Raw genomic sequence first — 18,614 nt, forward strand, 5'->3', positions numbered from 1 at the left:
GAGAGACTGTGGCAGAGGCTGGGGCGTGTTCACCGCCACCGCCTATCGCGTCGCCAAACGGGAATCAAGGCTATTGAGAATTGTTAGCAAAAAGTCGTGAGGTGCTCTAGTCGGCGAACTCCGGCGATCGGATGCGCGATTGATTGACGATGGGATTTGCCGAAGACGGGGCGAGCAGCAGGACCGACGGTGTCGCCGCGGGATCGAACGCCCGAAGGTAGAAATGACCGGTGCCGGCTAGGCCCAGCATAAGACTGGGGATTCGCCGGCGCCGGGCGTGCCCGACGGCCAGGGGCGACCAGTTGCGCCATAGGTGTCGATCCCGTGCCGGGCGATTTCGTCGACGATCGTTCGCGCCTCGGCATCGCCGCTCGCTGTGGTCCAGCTCAGGAACAGTTCCGCATCGCCGGCCGCGCCGTGGCACAGCGAGTAGTTGCAGCTGCTGCGCGCGAGTTGGCCGATCACCGATCGGGCGGTGATCCGCAAGGCGGACTCGATCGCCGGGCGCATCATCGCGTCGCCGGTGAGGTCGAAGGCCCGAATGCGCGCGAGACCGATGCCGACCGCGCCGTGGCACCAGGCGGCGGGTGCGGCGCCCAACGGCTTGCCTGCATCATGGCTGCGCAGATCCGGCCATTGATCGCTCGCGGTGTCGAACCAGCTGTCTTCATAGGCGAACGCGGCGCGTCCCGCGGCGGCGAACCGATCGTCCTCTGTCACCGCGGCAAGTTCGAGCAACGCCCAGCCGACCCCGCCCGCGCCGTGCGACAGGCCGGTCAAATTGGGGCGGCGTTGGGCGCGAAAGTCCGCGACCAGATCGTCCGACAGGCCGGATAGATCGACCAGTTCGGCCATCTCGCCCATCGCGTTCCAGGACATGCCGCGGTCGCTGGTCTCCGCGCCGTCGAGCAGGCGTTCCCCTGCGACGGTCGCGGCATCCGTGAGCGAGGGCGCGTCATAGGCCGCGCCCAGGGCAAGCAATACGGGGATGGCGCCGGCATTTCCGGACATCACGTCGATCGCGACGCGCCCCTCCGGCGACAACGCCACCGCGCGGTGGACCATCGCCAGGCCTTGCGCGACGAGGTCTTCGCGACCGAGTGCGGAGCCAGCCTGCATCGCGGCATAGCCGATCCCGAGAAACCCGGTGTAGAACCCCCGGTGGAGCGCGTCGGGGATATCGGCCGCGCGATCGAGCGCATGTGCGATCGCGCCGGTGGCGGTGCGTGCCGCCAGCGGATCGCCCGTCGCCCGGTGCAGCCGCGCGAGGAACAGGCCGATCCCTGCGGTACCGTCGTACAAGGTCGGACCCATCGTGCCGCAGCCAAGCACCTGCGTGCCGGTGAAATCCTCATGGACCGGGCCGAACCAGTTGCACCGCGCATCATGCCACACCGCATCGCGCGCGAGCTTGGTGCCGATATCGAACGCGGTTTCGAGATAGAGGGGTTCATGGTCACTGTATCGCCTGCTGCGAGAGCATTGGGGAACGTCGTACTGGTCGTCGGACCCGGCGTTGAGCCACAGGGCGTCGGCGCGCAGGCCGGCCTCTGCGATCCTTGCCGTCAGCGTTGCGGCGAACAGCGGTGCGGCGAACCCGCCATCGGCCCGCGACGCGGCGAGCGCCTGTGCGACCAGGCGGCTGCGGGCCATGCCGAAGCTCTCGCGGTTGCCGGGATCCTCGGCAAAGCCCAGCCCGGGCGCCAGGCGCCTCGCGAACAGCGGCACGGGCTGGTCGAGCAACGCGGCGAAGGCGGGGTAGGCCGCGAGAAGGATCGTCGATACCGCCGGGAACAGGTGCTGCGCGACATACAGCACCGCGTTGTCGCGACGGGTGTAATCGGCGCTGCGCACGACGATCTTGAAATCGAACGGTATCCGGTAGCGATTGAGCAGCGCGGTCAATCCGGTCACCAGATCGACCGCGCCGCCGATCCGCACGTTCCAGTAGAAGCGGACCATGGGCGCGAGATCGTTCACGTCGCGAAACGCTTCGCCGAACGCGTAATAGAAGCCGGGTTGCGCAGTGGCCGATCCGCCGGCGATCTGCACCGCCAGCGCGCTTCCCTTCGGGATCGGCATGACGCCATCGATGGCGAGGAACTGGCCGGGCACGAACCGGCGGGTGCGGCCGTGGCGCGTGGCCAGCACGCTGCCGTTCGTGTCGCTCCCGCTGAAGATCCATCCCTGTTCGGCGCGCGATCGGCTGGTATTGGCGCGTTCCAGGGCGGTCGTCAGGTCGGCGGGTTCGACCGCGGCGACGGCATCGTCCCTGGGGAACACCCGCGCATAGGCATGTTCGTAGACCACCGGCATCAGGGCGGTCGCTAGCGCATCTTCGGTCGCGGCGCCGTTGACGCGCCCGACCGACACGTCGTCGAGCAGGATCGCACCGTCGTCGCCGATCCGCAGCGCCGCGACGAAGGGGCGAGTTCGCTCGTGGTGCCGGTCACGCCGCGATTGCCTGGTGGGGCGCCCGGTCAGGCGCCCGGTCGAGCACCCGCGCGGCCGGATCGACGATGCCCAGCAATTCCTCCGCCACCCGGTCCGGATCGGCAAGGATGTTCAGCGCGGTCTGGGCGAGCAGAATGGCGATCGGATCGGTCGTCTGGCTCCAGGCGCTACGCTCGAAGGCGGTCACCATCATGCGCGCGGCCAACATGCCGATGCAGCGTTTCAGGAAGCCCGGCGCGTCGCCCCGATAGGCGTCGCTGGCGGTGATATACGCCGCCCAGAACGACGCGATCGCCGGCTGGACCGACGCGAGTGGCACGGTCGCGCCCGCGAACAGCGCGGCGGGATCCGATCCCGCGGGCATCGAGCCGATCCAGAAGGCGAGATAGGATTGCAGCATGCTGCCGACGTCCCAGGCGGCGTCGCCGATATCGGCCAGTTCCCAGTCGATGATGTAGAGTCGCCGGTCGGCCAGCGCGTCGCCCTCGGTGCGAGCAGGCAATTTTCCCAGCGCATGTCGGTATGGATCAGCGTGTCGCGTTTCCACCCGTCGCGCAGTTCGCCGAGCATCGCACCCGCGCCGGGCGCCGCGAGCAATATGTCGAGGAGCGCCGATGCCGCCGGACTGCGCCGCATGCCGCTGACATCCGCCTCGCCGTGGAGCCGCAGAATCCAGGGCGATTGCTGAGGGAACAGCGCAGCTTGCGGCGCGCCTTCGACGAAGCGGATCGCGTGATAGGCGGACAGGGGCGGTCCCCAGTCGTGCGGCGAGATCGACCGGGCAGGTCCCGAGCTTGCGGTGGACTGCGGTCAGCGTCTCGCTGTCCGGAATCAGATCGTTGATCAAGATGCCCTGCTCGGCATCGTGGAGCCGGAACTGCGGCAGCAGATCGCGCAGCGGGCGCAGGCGTTCGTCGCCGAACGCGCCGCGATAGACCTCCGCTTCGCGCGCGATCGTCTCACGCGTGCCGGGCTCGGTCTCGATCGCCTGCTTGATGAAATACGCCGGGCCGTTCCGCTGCTTGAGCATCACGAACCGGTTGCGGCTGCGGCTCATCGTCAGGACCATGCCGCCATCGACGATTCCCGCGCGGTCGATCAGGCCCTTGCCTGTCAGGTAGCGGATGAGATTGCGCGTGACGATCGGGTCCATGCGGCCTGCCATATGCGAGGGAAACCTGCGAAGAACCGCCGACCCGTGAGGGCCGACGGCATTCGGCTATCGATCAGAAGGTACAGCCTGCCGACCACATGACGTGCTTGCAGTCGAGTTCGACCTCGGCGGCCTGCGGTTGGCCGGCAAAGGTGCAGCCCGCCGTCCACATGACGTGCTTGCAATCCGTGGCCGCGACGTTTTCCTCGGGAACCGCCACCAACGTGCAGGCGAGGGTCGTCAGGACATGCCCGCAATCGGCGACCGATTCAGCAGCCTGGAACGTGCACCCTGCGGTCCACAGCACGTCCTTGCATCCGGGTGTCGCACCCAGCGCACCGGTCTGCTCGTCACCCAACGTGCAGGCCAGCGTGGTCAGCACGTTGCCGCAATCCACCGCTGCGGCCGGCTGTGCAGCGCCCAGCGTGCAGAGGGTCGTGGTCAGGAGCTGGACGCATTCGACCGCGTTCGCCTGTTGTCCCGCGAACGTGCAGCCCGCCGTCCACATGACGTGCTTGCAATCCGCCAGCTGTGCGTCGCTGCCGGCGCCGGCCGGTACCGGCGCGCACCAGGTCGGTCGTGCAGTGACGAGTGTGACGCACATCGCGTCCCCAGCCGCGGGAGCCTGCGCATCGAGCGTGCACGCCAGTGTGGTGAGCACGTTGCCGCACGCCGCGCCATAGCCGGCCGCCTGCTTCCCGACACCCTGTCCGCCCTGGAACGTGCAGCCCAGGCTGAACACGGTTTGCACGCACCCGACCGCAGCAGCAGGGGCGGCTTGCGGTGCACCGAGCGTACAGACGAGCGTGGTCAGCACGTTGCCGCAATCCACGGCTGCCGCCTGCTGGCCGGCAAAGGTGCAGCCTGCGGTCCACATCACGTCCTTGCAGCCGGGCGTGCCGGCTCCTGCGCCGACCGCCGTGTCCACGCCGATCGTGCAGAAGATCGTACCCGTTATGATCGGGCAACCGACCGCGGGGCTGCCGCCGCCATACCGTTGCTGAACGGAGCCACCGAGATAGTTCTGAGCGTAACCAGTCATAGCGCCTTCTCCTATGTTTCCGGAATATCCGGAGCGATGAGGCGATCGTGGGGGCTGTTTTGCCAAGGCACAGGTCGCCGCAACCAGCAGCACGTATTGGTGCACTGATCTTTTGAATAGAATCCAAGAGTAAAGGTCGGCTCGGCTCTTGACTCTAATGACAATTGTGTAGACTGAGATTTAGTTAATCAGTCGTCAATGAATCGAATACTGTTGTTCGATGATTCTTGAGCTATCAGCGTCATGATCCGATTGGGATTTGGCCGCAATTGGCAATTGAACCAAATTCGATTGTATTTGGCGCAAAGCATCCGAGATGGACAAGTTCTGTCGTAAGCACAGATAGCTATGCTTGATCGGCAAATAAAAGTTTCAGAATTGAGACTGGGTGGTGCCAAGCGCTTGAGACCCGGACTGGCCCTGATCGGGGGCAGGGGTAGCGGTATTGCGCTGATATGGAGATATCTTGGCCGGTGTTCGGCCGGAGTCGTCGGGTCGGGGGCGACCCGCCGGGATCGCCAGTTCGGCATTTTCCGGCAGGTCGCGTTCGTTGGAGGTAGAGCCGCGGGGCCGCGATCAGCTGATGTGGACTGCCTTGGTGACGAGATGCGCGGTGATGCCCTCGGGCCCGTCTTCCGAGCCGTGGCCGCTGTCCTTGACGCCGCCGAACGGGCTGTCGGGATAGCTCAGGCGGACGGTGTTGATGCCGACCATCCCGGCCTCGATCGCATCGCCGAGCAGGTTCTGGCGCCGGCCATTCTCGGTGAAGCAATAGGCGGCCAGCCCGAACGGCAGGCGGTTGGCTTCGGCGATCGCATCCTCGTCGCTGCCGAAGCGGCTGAGCAGGGCGACCGGGCCGAACGGTTCCTCGTTCATCGCGCGCGCCGACAGTGGCACGTCGGACAGGACGGTCGGCTGGAAGAAGAACCCGCCTTGGCCGCCATAGTCGCCGCCCGCCAGCAGCTTGGCACCGTGGTTGGTCGCGTCGCCGACCAACTCGGCGATCGCATCGGGGCGGCGGGCATTGGCCATCGGACCCATCTGACTCGCCGAATCCATGCCGTCGCCGACCTTCAGGCCGCGGGTCCGTTCGGCAAACCCCGCGGCGAAGCGGTCATAGATGCCGTCCTGCACGTGGAAGCGGGTCGGCGCGACGCAGACCTGTCCGGCGTTGCGGAACTTGTGCGCCACCAGCGTGTCGAGCGTCTTGTCGAGATCGCAATCGTCGAACACGAGCACCGGACCGTGACCGCCAAGCTCCATCGTCGTGCGCATCATCGTGTCGGCGGCCAGCTTCATCAGCGCCTTGCCGACCGGTACCGACCCGGTAAAACTCAGTTTCCGCGTGATCGGCGAGGCGAGCAGATGGCGCGAGACCATGTCGGGCACGCCGAACACGCACTGCGCGACGTCGCCGGGCAGGCCGGCATCCTGGAAGCACTTGAGCACTTCGACCGCGCTGCCGGCGGTTTCCTCGGACGGCTTGATGATGATCGAGCAGCCCGCCGCGAGCGCCGGCGCGATCTTGCGCACGACGTTCATGATCGGGAAGTTCCACGCGCAGAACGCGGCGACCGGTCCGACCGGCTGGTGAAGCACGAGGCTGCGGGTGCCCGAGGGGCGGGGCAGGACGCGGCCATAGACACGCAGGCCTTCGGCCGCGTGGAAATCGAGCAGTGCGGCGGCGAACGCGACCTCGCCCTTGGCCTCCGCCTGGATCTTGCCCTGTTCGAGCGTGGCGATGCGCGCGATATGATCCCCGCGCTCGCGCAGCAGTTGCGCGGTGCGCGTCAGGATCGCGGCACGCTTTTCCGGCGGAGTGGTGCGCCACGCGACGAACCCGCGCTGCGTCGCCTCGAGCGCCCGATCGAGATCGGCGGCGCTGGCGAGCGGCAACGCGGCCTGCCCCCACCGGTCGCCGGATTGAGCACGTCGCGCGTGTCGCGACCGTCCCCGCTCAGCCATTCGCCGGCGATATAAAGCCCGAGTTTGGTATCGTAGGTCGCAGTCATCAGCGTCTCTCCGTTTGCGTCGATCGAACTGTCGGGCTCATGTCGTTGCGGTACGGCGCGAATGTAACCCTATCGCGGGAGAATCGGGAGAAGGTCGCGTGGCGATCGACGGACCTGCGGCACGGGTCGCGGCTAATGTCGGCGGGGCGGTCGGCGGCCGACGATCGAGCCTGCGATGATGGAGAAGCTGGTGACCCCTACGAGAATCGAACTCGTGCTTACGCCGTGAGAGGGCGTCGTCCTAACCGCTAGACGAAGGGGCCGTTAGCAGATGCGGGCGTCTACGGAAGGTGGTGGCAGGCGTCAAGACACCTGCCGACTTTTCCTGCGACGCCCGCCGTTTTGTCAGGCCGCGACCTTCTTGCGTTCGGCCATTTCCTCGTTGAGCATCTCGGCGAGGAGGAAGGCGAGTTCGAGGCTCTGGCTGGCGTTGAGGCGCGGGTCGCAGTGGGTGTGATAGCGATCCGCCAGCGATTGCTCGGTCACGTCGACCGCGCCGCCGGTGCACTCGGTCACGTTCTGGCCGGTCATCTCGGCGTGGATGCCGCCGGCGTGCGTGCCTTCCGCGCGGTGGACCGCGAAGAAGCCGCGGACTTCGGCGAGGATGCGGTCGAACGGCCGCGTCTTGTAGCCGTTGGCGGCCTTGACGACGTTGCCGTGCATCGGGTCGCAGCTCCACACCACCGGATGGCCTTCGCGCGTGACGGCGCGGACGAGGCGGGGCAGGTTCGCCTCGATCTTGTCATAGCCATAGCGCGTGATCAGCGTCATCCGGCCGGGGATGCGGCCGGGGTTGAGCGTGTCGAGCATCCTCAGCAGGGCGTCGGGCTCCAGGCTAGGCCCGCACTTGATGCCGATCGGGTTGCCGATGCCGCGGAGGTATTCGACGTGGCTCGAGCCCTCGAACCGGGTGCGATCGCCGATCCAGAGGAAGTGCGCGCTGGTGTCGTACCAGTCGCCGGTCAGCGAATCCTGCCGGGTCAGCGCCTGCTCGTACTGGAGAAGCAGCGCCTCATGGCTGGTGTAGAAATGCGTCTGTGCGAGCTGTGGCACGGTCTCGGGGTCGATCCCGCAGGCGGCCATGAACTCGAGCGCCTCGCCGATCCGGTCCGCGGTCTCGGCATATTTCTTCGACCAGGGCTGCGGCCCATGAAGTCGTGAGTCCAGCGGTGAACCTGATGGAGGTTCGCATAGCCGCCCTGTGCGAACGCGCGCAGCAGGTTGAGCGTGGCAGCCGACTGCGAATAGGCGCGGATCATGCGCTGCGGATCGGGCGCGCGGGCCTCTGCGGTGAAGGCGATGTCGTTGACGTTGTCGCCGCGGTACGACGGCAGCTCGACGCCGCCGATCGTCTCGGTATCGGTCGAGCGCGGCTTCGCAAATTGCCCGGCCATGCGCCCGAGCTTCACGACCGGCAGCTTCGATGCAAACGTCAGGACGACCGCCATCTGCAGGATGACGCGGAACGTGTCGCGGATGTTGTTCGCGCTGTGCTCGGCGAAGGACTCGGCGCAGTCGCCGCCCTGGAGCAGGAACGCCTTGCCGGCGGCGACCTCGGCTAGGCTCGCGGTCAGGTTGCGCGCTTCGCCGGCGAAGACCAGCGGCGGGAAGGTCGCAAGCTGATCGGTCGCGGCGGTCAGCGCGGCGGCGTCGGGGTAGGTGGGGAGCTGCCGTGCTTCGTGACGCGTCCAGCTGTCGGGGGCCCAGTTCGCGGCCATATCATGTCGTCCGATTGATGAATTGTGGGGCTGGCCATGCGCGAAAACGCCTTTTCGCGCAATGAAGTAAAGCTTTGGGGCGGGTGTGCCGGCTGGTTTCAATACCCTGCGTCGAGGTCCGCGACGTTCTTCATCGACGTGCCCGCCAGGAACGCGGCGAGGTTCTCGAGGAACAGCGCGGCGCCGCGCGCGAACATCGTGGTCTGGCTGCGGCCCGACAGATGCATCGTGACGATGGCGTTGGGCGTCGACCAGAGCGGGTGATCGGCGGGCAGGGGCTCGGGGTTGGTCGGATCCAGCACTGCGCCCGCGATCCCGCCGTCGGTGAGCGCGGCGATCAGCGCGTCGTCGTCGATCATGTCGCCGCGGGCGATATTTATCAGCCACGCGGAGGGCTTCATCGCCGCGAGTTCGTCGTGGCCGATCATCGCGTGCGTGGCACCGGTCGAAGGCGCTGCTAGGACGACCCAGTCGAAGTCGCCGAGTTGGTCGCGCCAGGCATCGGGCGTGAGCGTGCCGTCGCGGCCGGTGCGTGTGACGCCTGTGACGTCGACGCCGAACGCGCTCAGGCGGTCGCCGATCATCCGGCCGATCGTGCCATAGCCGATGATCAGCGCCCTGGTGCCGGCGAGTTCGATCTTGCCGGGCGCGTCCTTCAGCCATTCGTGGCGGTCCTGCGCGCGGAGGACCGTGTCGAATCGCTTGGCGGCGACGAGTGTGGCCATCACGGCGTATTCGGCGACCGCTACCGCGTTGATGCCGGCACCGTTGGTCAGCGTGACGTCATTGTCGCGCAGGGTATCGAGCGGGAATGCGTCGAGGCCGGCGTAGATCGTCGAGACCCATTTGAGATCTGGCCCGGCGTGGCGGATCGCGTCGGCGACGAGTTCGGTCGGCTGCATGTCGACCCAGGCGATGTCCGCGTCCGCGATCATCGCGTTGGCCTCCGCGGGCTTGGCGAACCAGGCGGTGTCGAGGTCCGCGGGGAGGTGCGGTTCGAGGAGGGGGCGGGCGGCGGCTGGGAGGACGGCTTTCATTGGGGGAACATCGGTTGGTGGCCGGGAGAGTCAAGTTTCGGGGTGGGGCGGGGGCCGCGTATTGAGTGGGTTAGTACGCTACAACCCAATCTCGTCATCCCCGCGCAGGCGGGGATCCATATACTCAGGGTTTGCGATTTATTCGTAAGGCCGGCCAGTATGGGTTCCCGCCTCCGCGGGAATGACGACCGTACGATGATGGCGACCTTATTCTTCCCCTAGCTACTCGGGAACTCACTCCACCGCGGTCTTCCAGTCCCAGCCTAGCGAATCGCCGTCCATGACCTCGACGCCGGCGGCGGCCAGTTCGTCGCGGATCGCGTCCGACGTGTCGAAGTCCTTGGCGGCGCGGGCGTCGCGGCGGGCCGAAAGCCGTGCGGCGATGGTGGCTTCGTCGATCGTCGCGGTTACCGGGCGGATGCGCAGGTCTTCGCGGCGGATCGTTCCGAGATCGAGGCCGAGCACCGCGTCGAAATCGACTAGCGCGTCGAGCCGGTCCGCGGGTGCGATACGCTTGTCCGCGAGCAGTTCGTCGAGGATCGGCAGCGCGCGCGGGGTGGCGAGGTCGTCGGACACCGCGGCGTCGAGCCGTTCGCGGTAGTCGCGCGCGCTACCAGAGGGACCGCCGGGGCCGCGGGCGGCCAGCGTCTCGACGGTCATCGCGAGCCGCTTCAGCCGTGTCTGCGCCGCAGCGAGGTTCTCCCACGAGAATTCCAGCTCGCTGCGATAATGCGCCTGGAGGCACATCAGCCGGTAGGCGAGCGGGTGGAAGCCGCGGTCGACGAGCGTCTGCAACGTGGTGAACGCGCCGCCGGACTTCGACATCTTGCCCGAGCGTTCGACCAGGAAGTTGTTGTGCATCCACAGCGTGGCGCCGGTATCGCCGCACTCGCAATGCGCCTGGTTCTGCGCGATCTCGTTGGGATGGTGGATCTCGCGGTGATCGATCCCGCCGGTGTGAATGTCGAACGTGTCGCCGAGATACTGCTTGCTCATCACCGAGCATTCGAGATGCCAGCCCGGCGCGCCGCGACCCCAGGGCGAATCCCATTCCATCTGGCGGTTCTCGCCGGGCGCCGAGGTGCGCCAGATCGCGAAGTCCTGCGGATGGCGCTTCCCCTCGACCGGATCGATCCGGCTTTCGCCCGCATCGTCCTGGGATCGGGCGAGGCGACCATAATCGGGCACCGTCGAGGTGTCGAAATACAGCCCGTCCGGGAGTTGGTAGCAATGCTTGTCCGCGATCGCCTTGCCGAACGCGATCATGCCCTCGATGTGATCGGTGGCGAGCGGGAATTTGCTCGGCGGGCGGATGTTGAGGTCGTCGAGGTTGCGTTTGAAGGCCTCGGTATAATGACGTGCGATCGCCCAGATATCCTGGCCGCTGGCCTTCGCTGCCGCTTCCATCTTGTCGTCGCCGACATCCGCGTCGGAGATCAGATGGCCGACGTCCGTGATGTTGATGATGTGGGTGAGCGGATAGCCCTTCCACGTCAGCACCCGGCTGAGCGTGTCGGTGAAGACGTAGGCGCGCAGATTGCCGATATGCGCGTAGTTGTAGACCGTCGGGCCGCAGGAATAGATGCCGACATTTGTGGGGTCGATCGGGGTGAACGTCTCGAGCTGTCGCGAGAGGCTGTTGTATAGCGTCGTGGGGAGCGGGTCATGCGCGCCTCTTAGCGACCGCGCGGGCGGCGGCAAATAGCCCGCCTACTCGCCGCCCGTCAGCGCGTGATGCCGATCACGGCGCTTGCGGTGTAGCCGTCGGCGACGGAGCCCGAGAAGGTCGGGGTCTGCGGCGCGACCTGCACGGCAGTGTTGTCGCCGAAGACGGTGTCGCTCGACGTCGAGATCGTGGCGAACCGCGTCGCGCTCTCCGGATACAGCGTCGTGTCCGCATAGGCCGCGTTGCAGAGTGCGGCAGGCATGGCGAGCTGCGACGTCAGTATTGCATGGCGGCCGCCGGTCGCTGCGGTCAGGCTCGAGAAGACCTCGAAATGCATGTGCGGATAACGGCCGTCGTAACAGCCGGGGACGATCGTCGTGAAGGTCACCTGGCCTGCCGCATCGGTGACCTGGACGCCGCGCAGATAGCTCTCGGTCGGCGCGCTGTAGAGGGAATAGTTGCCGTTGCGGTCGCACTGCCAGAGATAGACCGCGTAGTTGGCGAGCGGCGCGCAGGTCACGTCGACGTCGACCAAGGTCAGCGTGATCGTCAATTGCGTCCCGGTCGCGACGGTGGTCGTGCCGATGAAGCTCGCGCGGATGTCGCTGCGGACGATGCCCGACACGGTCAGCGCGTTGGCGGTCGATCCGCTCGAACCGTTGGTGCCGTCGGCGGGGTAGGGGCCGGCGGTTTCGGTCGGATCGGCGATGCAGGTCGTGGCGGTCGTCGTCGCGGTTGACGTCGATGTCGGCGTTGCGGTGGAGGCGAGGGTCGGGGTGACGTCGGTGACGATCACCACGTCGTCCGACGACTCGGCATTGCCGCAACCGGAGAGCAAGGCGAGCGTGCCTGTGCCGGCGAACCACTTCAGCGCGTCCCGGCGGGCGAGCAGCGTCCGCATCACCGCCATGTCCTCGACCAGGCTGTGGCCGTGGCCCTCGGCGTGGGGGCCTTGGTCGTGATGGTGCATGATATGGCCTATCTGGTAAGGAAGGCCGTCTGGCGAAGACGTGTGGCCCGGGTGTTTCGCGGTGTTGCGGTGTGTGTCCGCGATCGGTCTGCACATCGAGGTGGCGCACCCGCCCCGAGCGGACGGTCGCTGGCTTTGGTCGCGGGTTTGGCTTGAAACGCTGGCGGACCCCTGATAGGGGCCCCAGTTCATGCGGCGCGGACCTATTCGCGACGGCAAAAATCTATTCGACCGGAGCTAAACGGGTTTATGCAGATCATCGTACGCGACAACAACGTCGACCAGGCCCTTCGCGCGCTCAAGAAGAAGCTGCAGCGCGAAGGCGTGTATCGCGAGATGAAGCTGCGCCGGCACTATGAGAAGCCGTCCGAGAAGCGCGCACGCGAGCGTGCAGCAGCGATTCGTCGTTCGCGCAAGCTCGACCGCAAGCGCGCCGAGCGCGACGGCGCACGGTAAGATCTAATCGACCAGACCCGGTGATCGGGTCGGGTCGGTATTTACGGGGCGGCCGAGAACGGCGCCCCCGCTTGCTTTCCAACGGCACGCGCGGCGCTCCGGCGTGACCAGATGATCCCAGATGATCTGAGGGCCTTGATCCGATGTCGACCGTCACCGCAGTGCCGCTGCAGCCCACCAAGCGCAGCTATCTCGTCTATCTCTGGGCCGGTATCGCGCTCGCGCTGATCGCCGCGGTCGCGCTCGCGCGCCAGGGCGACGATCCGCTAGCACGCAATGCCCGCGCCAAGGGCGTGGTCGTGACCGCGTCGGGTCTGCAGTACAAGGTGATCGCGCCCGGCAAGCCCGGTGCGGCCAAGCCGACCGATGCGGACGTCGCGCTGGTGAACTACGAGGGCAAGCTGCTCAACGGCACCACCTTCGACAAGTCGCAGCAGCCGACGCCGATGCCGGTGACCGGCGTCGTCCCGGGCTTCTCCGAAGCGCTGAAGCTGATGCCGAAGGGCTCGAAGTATCGCTTCTGGATGAAGCCGGCGCTGGGGTATGGCGACAAGGCGGCCGGGCCGATCCCGGCGAACTCGACGCTGGTGTTCGACGTCGAACTGCTCGACTTCCTGCCGCAGAGCGTGGTGCAGCAGATGCAGGCCCAGGCGCAGATGGGTCGTGCGCCGGGCGGTATGCCGGGTGGCGCACCGGGCCAGCCTCAGCCCTGAGTGATGGCCGGCAGATTGCCGGCGTCACGATCCTGAGCAACGTCTCCATGGATTCGCAAGCGCGCTCCCGGTCGTTCGGGGGCGCGTTTTTCGTTTGGGCGGGTGGTGCCGCTGGGCGGGGGCGCGTCGCCAACCTTACCTGAGTAAGTGACAGGCGCAGTGCGGTAACGCGGTGTCAGACATTCGGCCGCGTCTGCGACGCCCTGCCGATTCATGTCTCCAACTAGCCTCTGCGGGAAAACGGCGAGATGTCGGCGGTAGAGGCCGGGCGCGTTTACGCGTGCTCGTTCGTGAATATCGATCCGGCCTAAAGCGCCCGGCGGAGGATGTCCTGCGAAGTCAGGTCGTGCGCGTTGGTGGTCGCAACCCTCAGTCCTTGCGGCGCTGCAACAGGGCGCGGCGCGGTCGGGTCAGCAGGCTTTCGGGTAGACGATACTGGAGTATCGGCGCGGTCCGCATCTGCGGCGGGCAAAAAATAGCGGCCCGAAGACCGCTATTTCTCGAAACAAAGTCGTAAGACTTAGTTGCTGTCCGAATCGTCGTCGTTGTCTGCAACGATAACGATACCGGCGACAACTGCAGCTGCTGCGAGAACCGCAACGATGATGCCGCCGCCAGCCAGCTCGTTCTTGTCAGCCGAAACCGAACCCGAACGAACGGTAGCCGACGAAGTTGCCGGTGCTGCCATGGCCGGAGCAACTGCCATCGTGGCTGCTGCTGCGGTCAGGAGATATTTCCCAAGACGCATGATGAACTCCCTTTGTGCTCGTCAGCCCGGCATTGGCACGAAACCGCCACCGAGGCAACCGAGGTCTAGATAACCGTGCGAAGTCTTCCGCACTGTTGCGGCAGTGCAACACACTGCCGCCCCCTCCTTATACCGATCCAAAACCGTGGGAGAAGCGGCAGTTTGCTTGTCGTAGGTTATTTCGCGCCAACCTGATCCCCCGTCCGGCGGGATCCGCCGCGGTCTGCAACGACCATGTCTCGGCACCCTCGATTCCGAGCGCGGTCAACCGGCCCGAGGCGTAGGCGCCCGTATCGATGCCGATCCGGTGGCCGCGCCGCTCGACCTCGTCGGTCATCGTGTGGCCGTGGACGATGGTCTTCTCCAGCGTCGAGCGATGATCGAGGAACGGATCGCGGATCCAGCGCAGGTCCGACGTCCGCTGCAGGTTCAGCGGCGTATCGGGACGCACGCCAGCGTGGACGAATGCGTAGTCGCCGATCACGATCATGTCTTCGAAGCGGCGCAGGAACTCCCGGTGCTGGTCCGGCACCAGCGCGTCGATGCGGTGGACGAGTTCCTCATAGTCCAGCCGTTCGTATTCGGTCGGGTCCATGCCGTAGCTGAGGATGGTCTCGCGGCCGCCGATTCGGCAGAACAGGCGTAGCGCCTTGGGTTCGCCGTCGAGCGCGCCGAGGAAGATTTCCTCATGGTTGCCGAGCAGGAAGCGCACGTCGGCGCGCGCGGCGGCAAGATGGCGCAGGCGGTCGATCACCGCGGCAGAGGCGGGGCCGCGATCGACGATATCGCCGAGAAACACGATGGTCGTCTCCGCGGGGCCGCGCGCGCGCTCGTCCGCCTCGATCAGGCCGATCAATTCGTCGAGCAGGTCCGCACAGCCATGAATATCGCCCACCGCATAGACGCGGCGACCGTCGGGGATCCTGGGCTGGTTCGTCTTGGCGCTGCTACGGGACTTGAAAAGCTTTGAAATCATGTCGCTATCGATGGGGAGGGAAGATGTACCAGAGCTGATCGGACGCGCGGTCGCATAGGATGTTCCACGGTCGGTCGCAATGTATGCCAAGCGTCTGCGATCGGTGCCTATGCGGCATGACGCGGCCGTGCGCGATGGCTAAGGAAGGTTCATGTCGATGATCCCCGCCTGCTGCCGCTCCTGCTGCTCACCGCCGCGTCGCCCGCCAAGGAGGTCGCGCCCAGCCCCGCGTTCTTCGAGACGTTGCGTGCAGCCGACCTCCGCCTCGCGACGATCGCCTACCGGCTGACGACCGCCAACGCTGCGCTGTGCGATCGACAGCAACCGCAGATCGGAATGCCGATCCATGCGCTGACGCAATACGGGCCGGCAGCGCGCCCGTCCGCGGCGACGGCGTTCGGCTTCGAATCGACGGTCGGCGTCGAGGCGGTCGTGCCCGGAGCGCCCGCGGACCGGGCTGGTTTGCGCGCGAACGACTCGATCTTCACGATCAACGACACCGAGCAACCCGGGCTGCCGGGTGCGGATGCCACAGAGGGCGCGGGGCACGCGATGCGGCGGAAGCGGTGATTGCGGCGGCGCCGATCGCCAAACCGTTGCGGCTGACCATCCTGCGCGGAGGGAAGCGTTTGCCGATCGCGGTGCAGCCGGTCGGGGGGTGTCGCTCGCGGTTCGAGATCCTGCTGGGCAGCGGGCTCAGCGCAACGGCGGATGGCGCGATCGTGCAGATCGGCGAGCGCTTCTTCGAGGATTATACCGACGAGGAGATCGCGGTCGTCGTCTCGCACGAGCTGGCGCACAACATCCTGCGCCACCGCGACAGGCTCGACGCCGCGAAGATCAACCGCGGCATGCTGGCGGAGCTGGGTCGCAACGGCCGGTTGATCCGCGAGACCGAGGACCAGGCGGACCTGCTCGGGATCTACCTGCTCGCCAATGCCGGATACGATCCGATGTCGGCGCCCAAATTCTGGCGGCAGAAGGGCGGAACGATCGACGGCGGGCTGTTCCGCAGTCGTACGCATGCCTCGTCCAAGGCACGCGCCGAGGTGCTTGAGGCCGCCGCGCGCGACATCGCGGCGACCTCGACGCGGCCGATCATCCCGCCAGTCGTTGCGACTCGAAACGTGCCGTTGCGCTGACTGCGGGCAGCGACGGGCGCGGCTGGTCCGGCCAGATACCGCGCGTGTCGAGCACTGCCTTGTCGGCGCGCTCCTCGAGCGGGATCGACTTGAACACGTCGTGGTCGACCAGCACGATCATGATCGAACATGTCTCGATTGCGGTATCGACGTCGATCAGTGTTGCGCCGGTGCCCGCCAGCACGGTCGGCAGCGTCTGCGCATAGGGCTCGACGATCCGCACCCGGTCGCCGAACTGCCGCGCGACCGCTTCGGCGACCTTGAGGGCAGGGCTCTCGCGGAAGTCGTCGATGTTCGCCTTGAACGCGAGGCCGAGGCACGCGACAATTGCGTCCGGTGACGCCTCGACGAGAGCGGCGACCTGCGCGATGACGTGGTCGGTCTTGCCGTCGTTCACTTCGCGCGCGGTACGGATCAGCGGCGTCTGGTCGGGGGCGGCATGCACCAGGAACCACGGATCGACCGCGATGCAATGCCCGCCGACGCCGGGGCCGGGCTGCAGGATGTTGACGCGCGGGTGACGGTTGGCGAGGCGGATAACCTCCCAGACGTCGACGCCCATCGTGTCGGCGATCAGCGACAATTCGTTGGCGAACGCGATGTTGACGTCGCGAAACGCGTTCTCGGTGAGCTTGGTCATTTCCGCGGCGCGCGCGGTGGTGGTGACGCAGGCGCCGCGCACGAACCGGCGGTAGAAGGTGAGGGCCTTGCGTGCGCACCGCGGCGTGATCCCGCCAATGACGCGGTCGTTGTCGATCAGCTCGACCAGGATGCGGCCGGGCAGCACGCGCTCGGGGCAATAGGCGATCGCGATGTCCGCCTGGTCGCCGGTCTTGCCCGGTACGCGCAGATCGGGCCGCAAGGTCGCCAGCAGATCGCGGACCTTCTCCGTCGTGCCGACCGGGGAGGTCGATTCTAGGATAATCGTATCGCCCGCCTTCAGCACCGACGCGATGGTCGTCGCAGCGTCGAGGACATAGCCGATGTTGGGCGCATGATCGGCATCGAACGGTGTCGGCACGGCGATGACAAAGACATCCGCCGGCTCGATCGCGGTCGAGGCGCGCAACGTGCCGCGCGCGACGACGCCGGAGACGAGACCATCGAGATCGACCTCCTCGATATGCACCCGGCCCGAATTGACGGTCTCGACGACCGATCTCGGTCACGTCGACGCCGAGCACCTGCGCGCCGGTCCGCGCGATGATCGCAGCGGTGGGAAGGCCGATATAGCCGAGCCCGAGCACGACGACGTTGAGGTTGGTATCAGACAGCATGCCCGGCGCCCTTTGCGAGTGTTTCTGCGATTGTCTCGGCGATCCTGGCCGCGGCATGACCGTCCCCGAACGGGTTATGGGCACGCGCCATCGCGGCATATACGCCTGCGTCGTCGAGCAGCGTGAAGATTTCGGAGACGATGCGGTCTTCGTCGGTCCCGATCAGCTTGGCGGTGCCGGCGGCCACGCCTTCCGGCCGCTCGGTCGTCTCGCGCATCACGAGGACGGGCTTGCCGAGCGCGGGGGCCTCCTCCTGCACGCCGCCCGAATCGGTCAGGACGATCTCCGCCATGCCGAGCGCGCGGACGAAATGCGGGTAATCGAGCGGCTCGATCCGTGCGACGTTGGCGCGATCGCCCAGGATCGCGTCCATCACGGAGACGACGTTGGGATTGGGGTGGACGGGGAACAGCACCGCCACGTCGTCGCGCTCGGCGATCCGACCGATCGCGCGGGCGATCGCCGCCATGCCGTCGCCGAAATTCTCGCGCCGATGCGTAGTGACCAGGACGATGCGCTTGCCGGCGAAGCGCGCTGCAATGGCGTCGAGACCCGCCGCCAGTGCAGGATCCGCGGCGACACGGTCGGCGGTCCAGTGCAGCGCGTCGATCACAGTGTTGCCGGTGACGTGGATCGTGTCGGTAGGGATCGTCTCGCGCCGCAACGCCTCGGCTGCGGTCTCGGTCGGGGCGAAGTGCAGCGCGGCGATCGGCGCGACGATGCGGCGGTTCACCTCTTCCGGCCAGGGCTGGTAGATGTCGCCCGAGCGCAGCCCTGCCTCGACATGCGCGACCGGCACCTTGCGGTAATAGGCGGCGAGCGCACCCGTCATCGCGGTCGCGGTATCGCCCTGCACCATGACGAGATCGGGCATCTCGGCGTCCATCACTTCGCCAAGTCCGGTGAGCAGTCGCGCGGTCAGGCGATCGAGCGTCTGACCCGGCTCCATGAGGTCGAGATCGATGTCGGGCGACAGATCGGCGATGGCGAGGACCTGGTCGAGCAACCCGCGATGTTGCGCGGTAACGCAGGTTCGCACCGCGAGGCCAGGCGTTGCCGCCAGCGCACGGATCACCGGAAAGAGTTTGATCGCTTCGGGGCGCGTCCCGAAAATGACGAGGATCTTGGACATGGAACCTCTCTAGCCGACGATATTTAATGACGCGCTAACCGGTTACAGCGTTTCTTTGATCGGGTGATCGGAATTGCGCGGGTCCGTAACGACCGGTAAATGGTGCAGCGCAACTAAA

Annotated in this window: 13 protein-coding genes, 1 tRNA gene and 3 pseudogenes; 4 read left to right on the forward strand and 13 right to left on the reverse strand. The window is 66.6% G+C overall.

Annotated features, from left to right (window positions below):
• Positions 1-237: 237 nt before the first annotated feature.
• The 9 genes and pseudogenes from AC0IX7_RS01950 to AC0IX7_RS01990 all read right to left on the reverse strand — a co-directional run bounded on the left by AC0IX7_RS01950 (position 238) and on the right by AC0IX7_RS01990 (position 12,052).
• Entirely contained in the window at positions 238-2,559 is a 2,322-nt protein-coding gene (locus tag AC0IX7_RS01950; protein ID WP_471810203.1) for a lanthionine synthetase LanC family protein, read from the reverse strand.
• Positions 2,450-3,607 carry a hypothetical protein gene (locus AC0IX7_RS01955; RefSeq protein WP_471810205.1) on the reverse strand — a complete coding sequence of 386 codons (1,158 nt, stop codon included), beginning with the start codon at positions 3,605-3,607 and terminating at the stop codon, positions 2,450-2,452. Before AC0IX7_RS01955 ends, AC0IX7_RS01950 begins: the two co-directional genes overlap by 110 nt.
• Positions 3,608-3,680: 73 nt before the next feature.
• Positions 3,681-4,649 (reverse strand): hypothetical protein, encoded by a 969-nt coding sequence (locus AC0IX7_RS01960; RefSeq protein WP_471810206.1) that lies wholly within the window; start codon positions 4,647-4,649, stop codon positions 3,681-3,683.
• A gap of 576 nt (positions 4,650-5,225) precedes the next feature.
• Positions 5,226-6,661, reverse strand: a pseudogene (locus AC0IX7_RS01965) (NAD-dependent succinate-semialdehyde dehydrogenase).
• Positions 6,662-6,849: 188 nt separating this feature from the next.
• Positions 6,850-6,924, reverse strand: a tRNA-Glu gene (locus AC0IX7_RS01970).
• Between the two features lie 82 nt (positions 6,925-7,006).
• Positions 7,007-8,379: pseudogene (locus AC0IX7_RS01975) on the reverse strand (class II 3-deoxy-7-phosphoheptulonate synthase).
• 98 nt (positions 8,380-8,477) lie between these two features.
• On the reverse strand, positions 8,478-9,416 hold the full coding sequence (locus AC0IX7_RS01980; protein WP_471810208.1) for a D-2-hydroxyacid dehydrogenase: 939 nt from the start codon (positions 9,414-9,416) through the stop codon (positions 8,478-8,480).
• A 234-nt stretch (positions 9,417-9,650) separates the two neighbouring features.
• Complete coding sequence (gene cysS, locus AC0IX7_RS01985; RefSeq protein WP_471810210.1) at positions 9,651-11,117, reverse strand: cysteine--tRNA ligase; 1,467 nt, start codon at positions 11,115-11,117, stop codon at positions 9,651-9,653.
• A gap of 23 nt (positions 11,118-11,140) precedes the next feature.
• Entirely contained in the window at positions 11,141-12,052 is a 912-nt protein-coding gene (locus AC0IX7_RS01990) for a dioxygenase family protein (RefSeq protein WP_471810212.1), read from the reverse strand.
• Positions 12,053-12,301: 249 nt separating this feature from the next.
• Between AC0IX7_RS01990 and rpsU the strand changes: the two genes are divergently transcribed.
• Both rpsU and AC0IX7_RS02000 read left to right on the forward strand, forming a co-directional pair.
• On the forward strand, positions 12,302-12,508 hold the full coding sequence (gene rpsU / locus AC0IX7_RS01995) for a 30S ribosomal protein S21 (RefSeq protein ID WP_055878578.1): 207 nt from the start codon (positions 12,302-12,304) through the stop codon (positions 12,506-12,508).
• Between the two features lie 143 nt (positions 12,509-12,651).
• Positions 12,652-13,221, forward strand: a complete 570-nt coding sequence (locus AC0IX7_RS02000) for an FKBP-type peptidyl-prolyl cis-trans isomerase (protein WP_471810214.1) — start codon at positions 12,652-12,654, stop codon at positions 13,219-13,221.
• A 520-nt stretch (positions 13,222-13,741) separates the two neighbouring features.
• On the opposite strand, the gene AC0IX7_RS02005 is transcribed toward AC0IX7_RS02000, so the two are convergent.
• Together AC0IX7_RS02005 and AC0IX7_RS02010 are read right to left on the reverse strand one after the other, a co-directional pair.
• Positions 13,742-13,969, reverse strand: a complete 228-nt coding sequence (locus AC0IX7_RS02005) for a hypothetical protein (protein WP_187503383.1) — start codon at positions 13,967-13,969, stop codon at positions 13,742-13,744.
• Positions 13,970-14,096: 127 nt separating this feature from the next.
• Positions 14,097-14,945 carry a metallophosphoesterase family protein gene (locus AC0IX7_RS02010; RefSeq protein ID WP_471810216.1) on the reverse strand — a complete coding sequence of 283 codons (849 nt, stop codon included), beginning with the start codon at positions 14,943-14,945 and terminating at the stop codon, positions 14,097-14,099.
• A gap of 243 nt (positions 14,946-15,188) precedes the next feature.
• Here AC0IX7_RS02010 and AC0IX7_RS02015 point away from each other — a divergent pair, with 243 nt between their 5' ends.
• Positions 15,189-15,515, forward strand: a complete 327-nt coding sequence (locus AC0IX7_RS02015; protein ID WP_471810217.1) for a PDZ domain-containing protein — start codon at positions 15,189-15,191, stop codon at positions 15,513-15,515.
• A complete protein-coding gene (locus AC0IX7_RS02020) occupies positions 15,512-16,087 on the forward strand; it encodes a M48 family metallopeptidase (protein ID WP_471810219.1) in 576 nt (191 codons plus the stop codon). Before AC0IX7_RS02015 ends, AC0IX7_RS02020 begins: the two co-directional genes overlap by 4 nt.
• On the opposite strand, the pseudogene wecC reads toward AC0IX7_RS02020, so the two are convergent.
• Both wecC and wecB read right to left on the reverse strand, forming a co-directional pair.
• Positions 16,044-17,364: pseudogene (wecC, locus tag AC0IX7_RS02025) on the reverse strand (UDP-N-acetyl-D-mannosamine dehydrogenase). The gene AC0IX7_RS02020 and the pseudogene wecC sit on opposite strands and share 44 nt — an antisense overlap.
• The gene (gene wecB, locus AC0IX7_RS02030) at positions 17,354-18,496 is read right to left on the reverse strand and encodes a non-hydrolyzing UDP-N-acetylglucosamine 2-epimerase (protein ID WP_471810221.1); all 1,143 of its coding nucleotides are present in this window, start codon (positions 18,494-18,496) and stop codon (positions 17,354-17,356) included. The pseudogene wecC and the gene wecB overlap by 11 nt, the downstream one beginning before the upstream one ends.
• Positions 18,497-18,614: the final 118 nt, after the last annotated feature.

It is taken from the genome of Sphingomonas sp. AC411 (genome assembly GCF_979253035.1).

Excerpts from the sequence above, each read along its gene's own strand:
- rpsU (WP_055878578.1), top strand. The coding sequence starts at position 12,302 with ATGCAGATCATCGTACGCGACAACAACGTCGACCAGGCCCTTCGCGCG.
- AC0IX7_RS01980 (WP_471810208.1), bottom strand. The coding sequence starts at position 9,416 with ATGAAAGCCGTCCTCCCAGCCGCCGCCCGCCCCCTCCTCGAACCGCAC.
- AC0IX7_RS02005 (WP_187503383.1), bottom strand. The coding sequence starts at position 13,969 with ATGCGTCTTGGGAAATATCTCCTGACCGCAGCAGCAGCCACGATGGCA.
- AC0IX7_RS01955 (WP_471810205.1), bottom strand. The coding sequence starts at position 3,607 with ATGGACCCGATCGTCACGCGCAATCTCATCCGCTACCTGACAGGCAAG.
- AC0IX7_RS01960 (WP_471810206.1), bottom strand. The coding sequence starts at position 4,649 with ATGACTGGTTACGCTCAGAACTATCTCGGTGGCTCCGTTCAGCAACGG.
- AC0IX7_RS02000 (WP_471810214.1), top strand. The coding sequence starts at position 12,652 with ATGTCGACCGTCACCGCAGTGCCGCTGCAGCCCACCAAGCGCAGCTAT.
- wecB (WP_471810221.1), bottom strand. The coding sequence starts at position 18,496 with ATGTCCAAGATCCTCGTCATTTTCGGGACGCGCCCCGAAGCGATCAAA.
- AC0IX7_RS02010 (WP_471810216.1), bottom strand. The coding sequence starts at position 14,945 with ATGATTTCAAAGCTTTTCAAGTCCCGTAGCAGCGCCAAGACGAACCAG.
- AC0IX7_RS01990 (WP_471810212.1), bottom strand. The coding sequence starts at position 12,052 with ATGCACCATCACGACCAAGGCCCCCACGCCGAGGGCCACGGCCACAGC.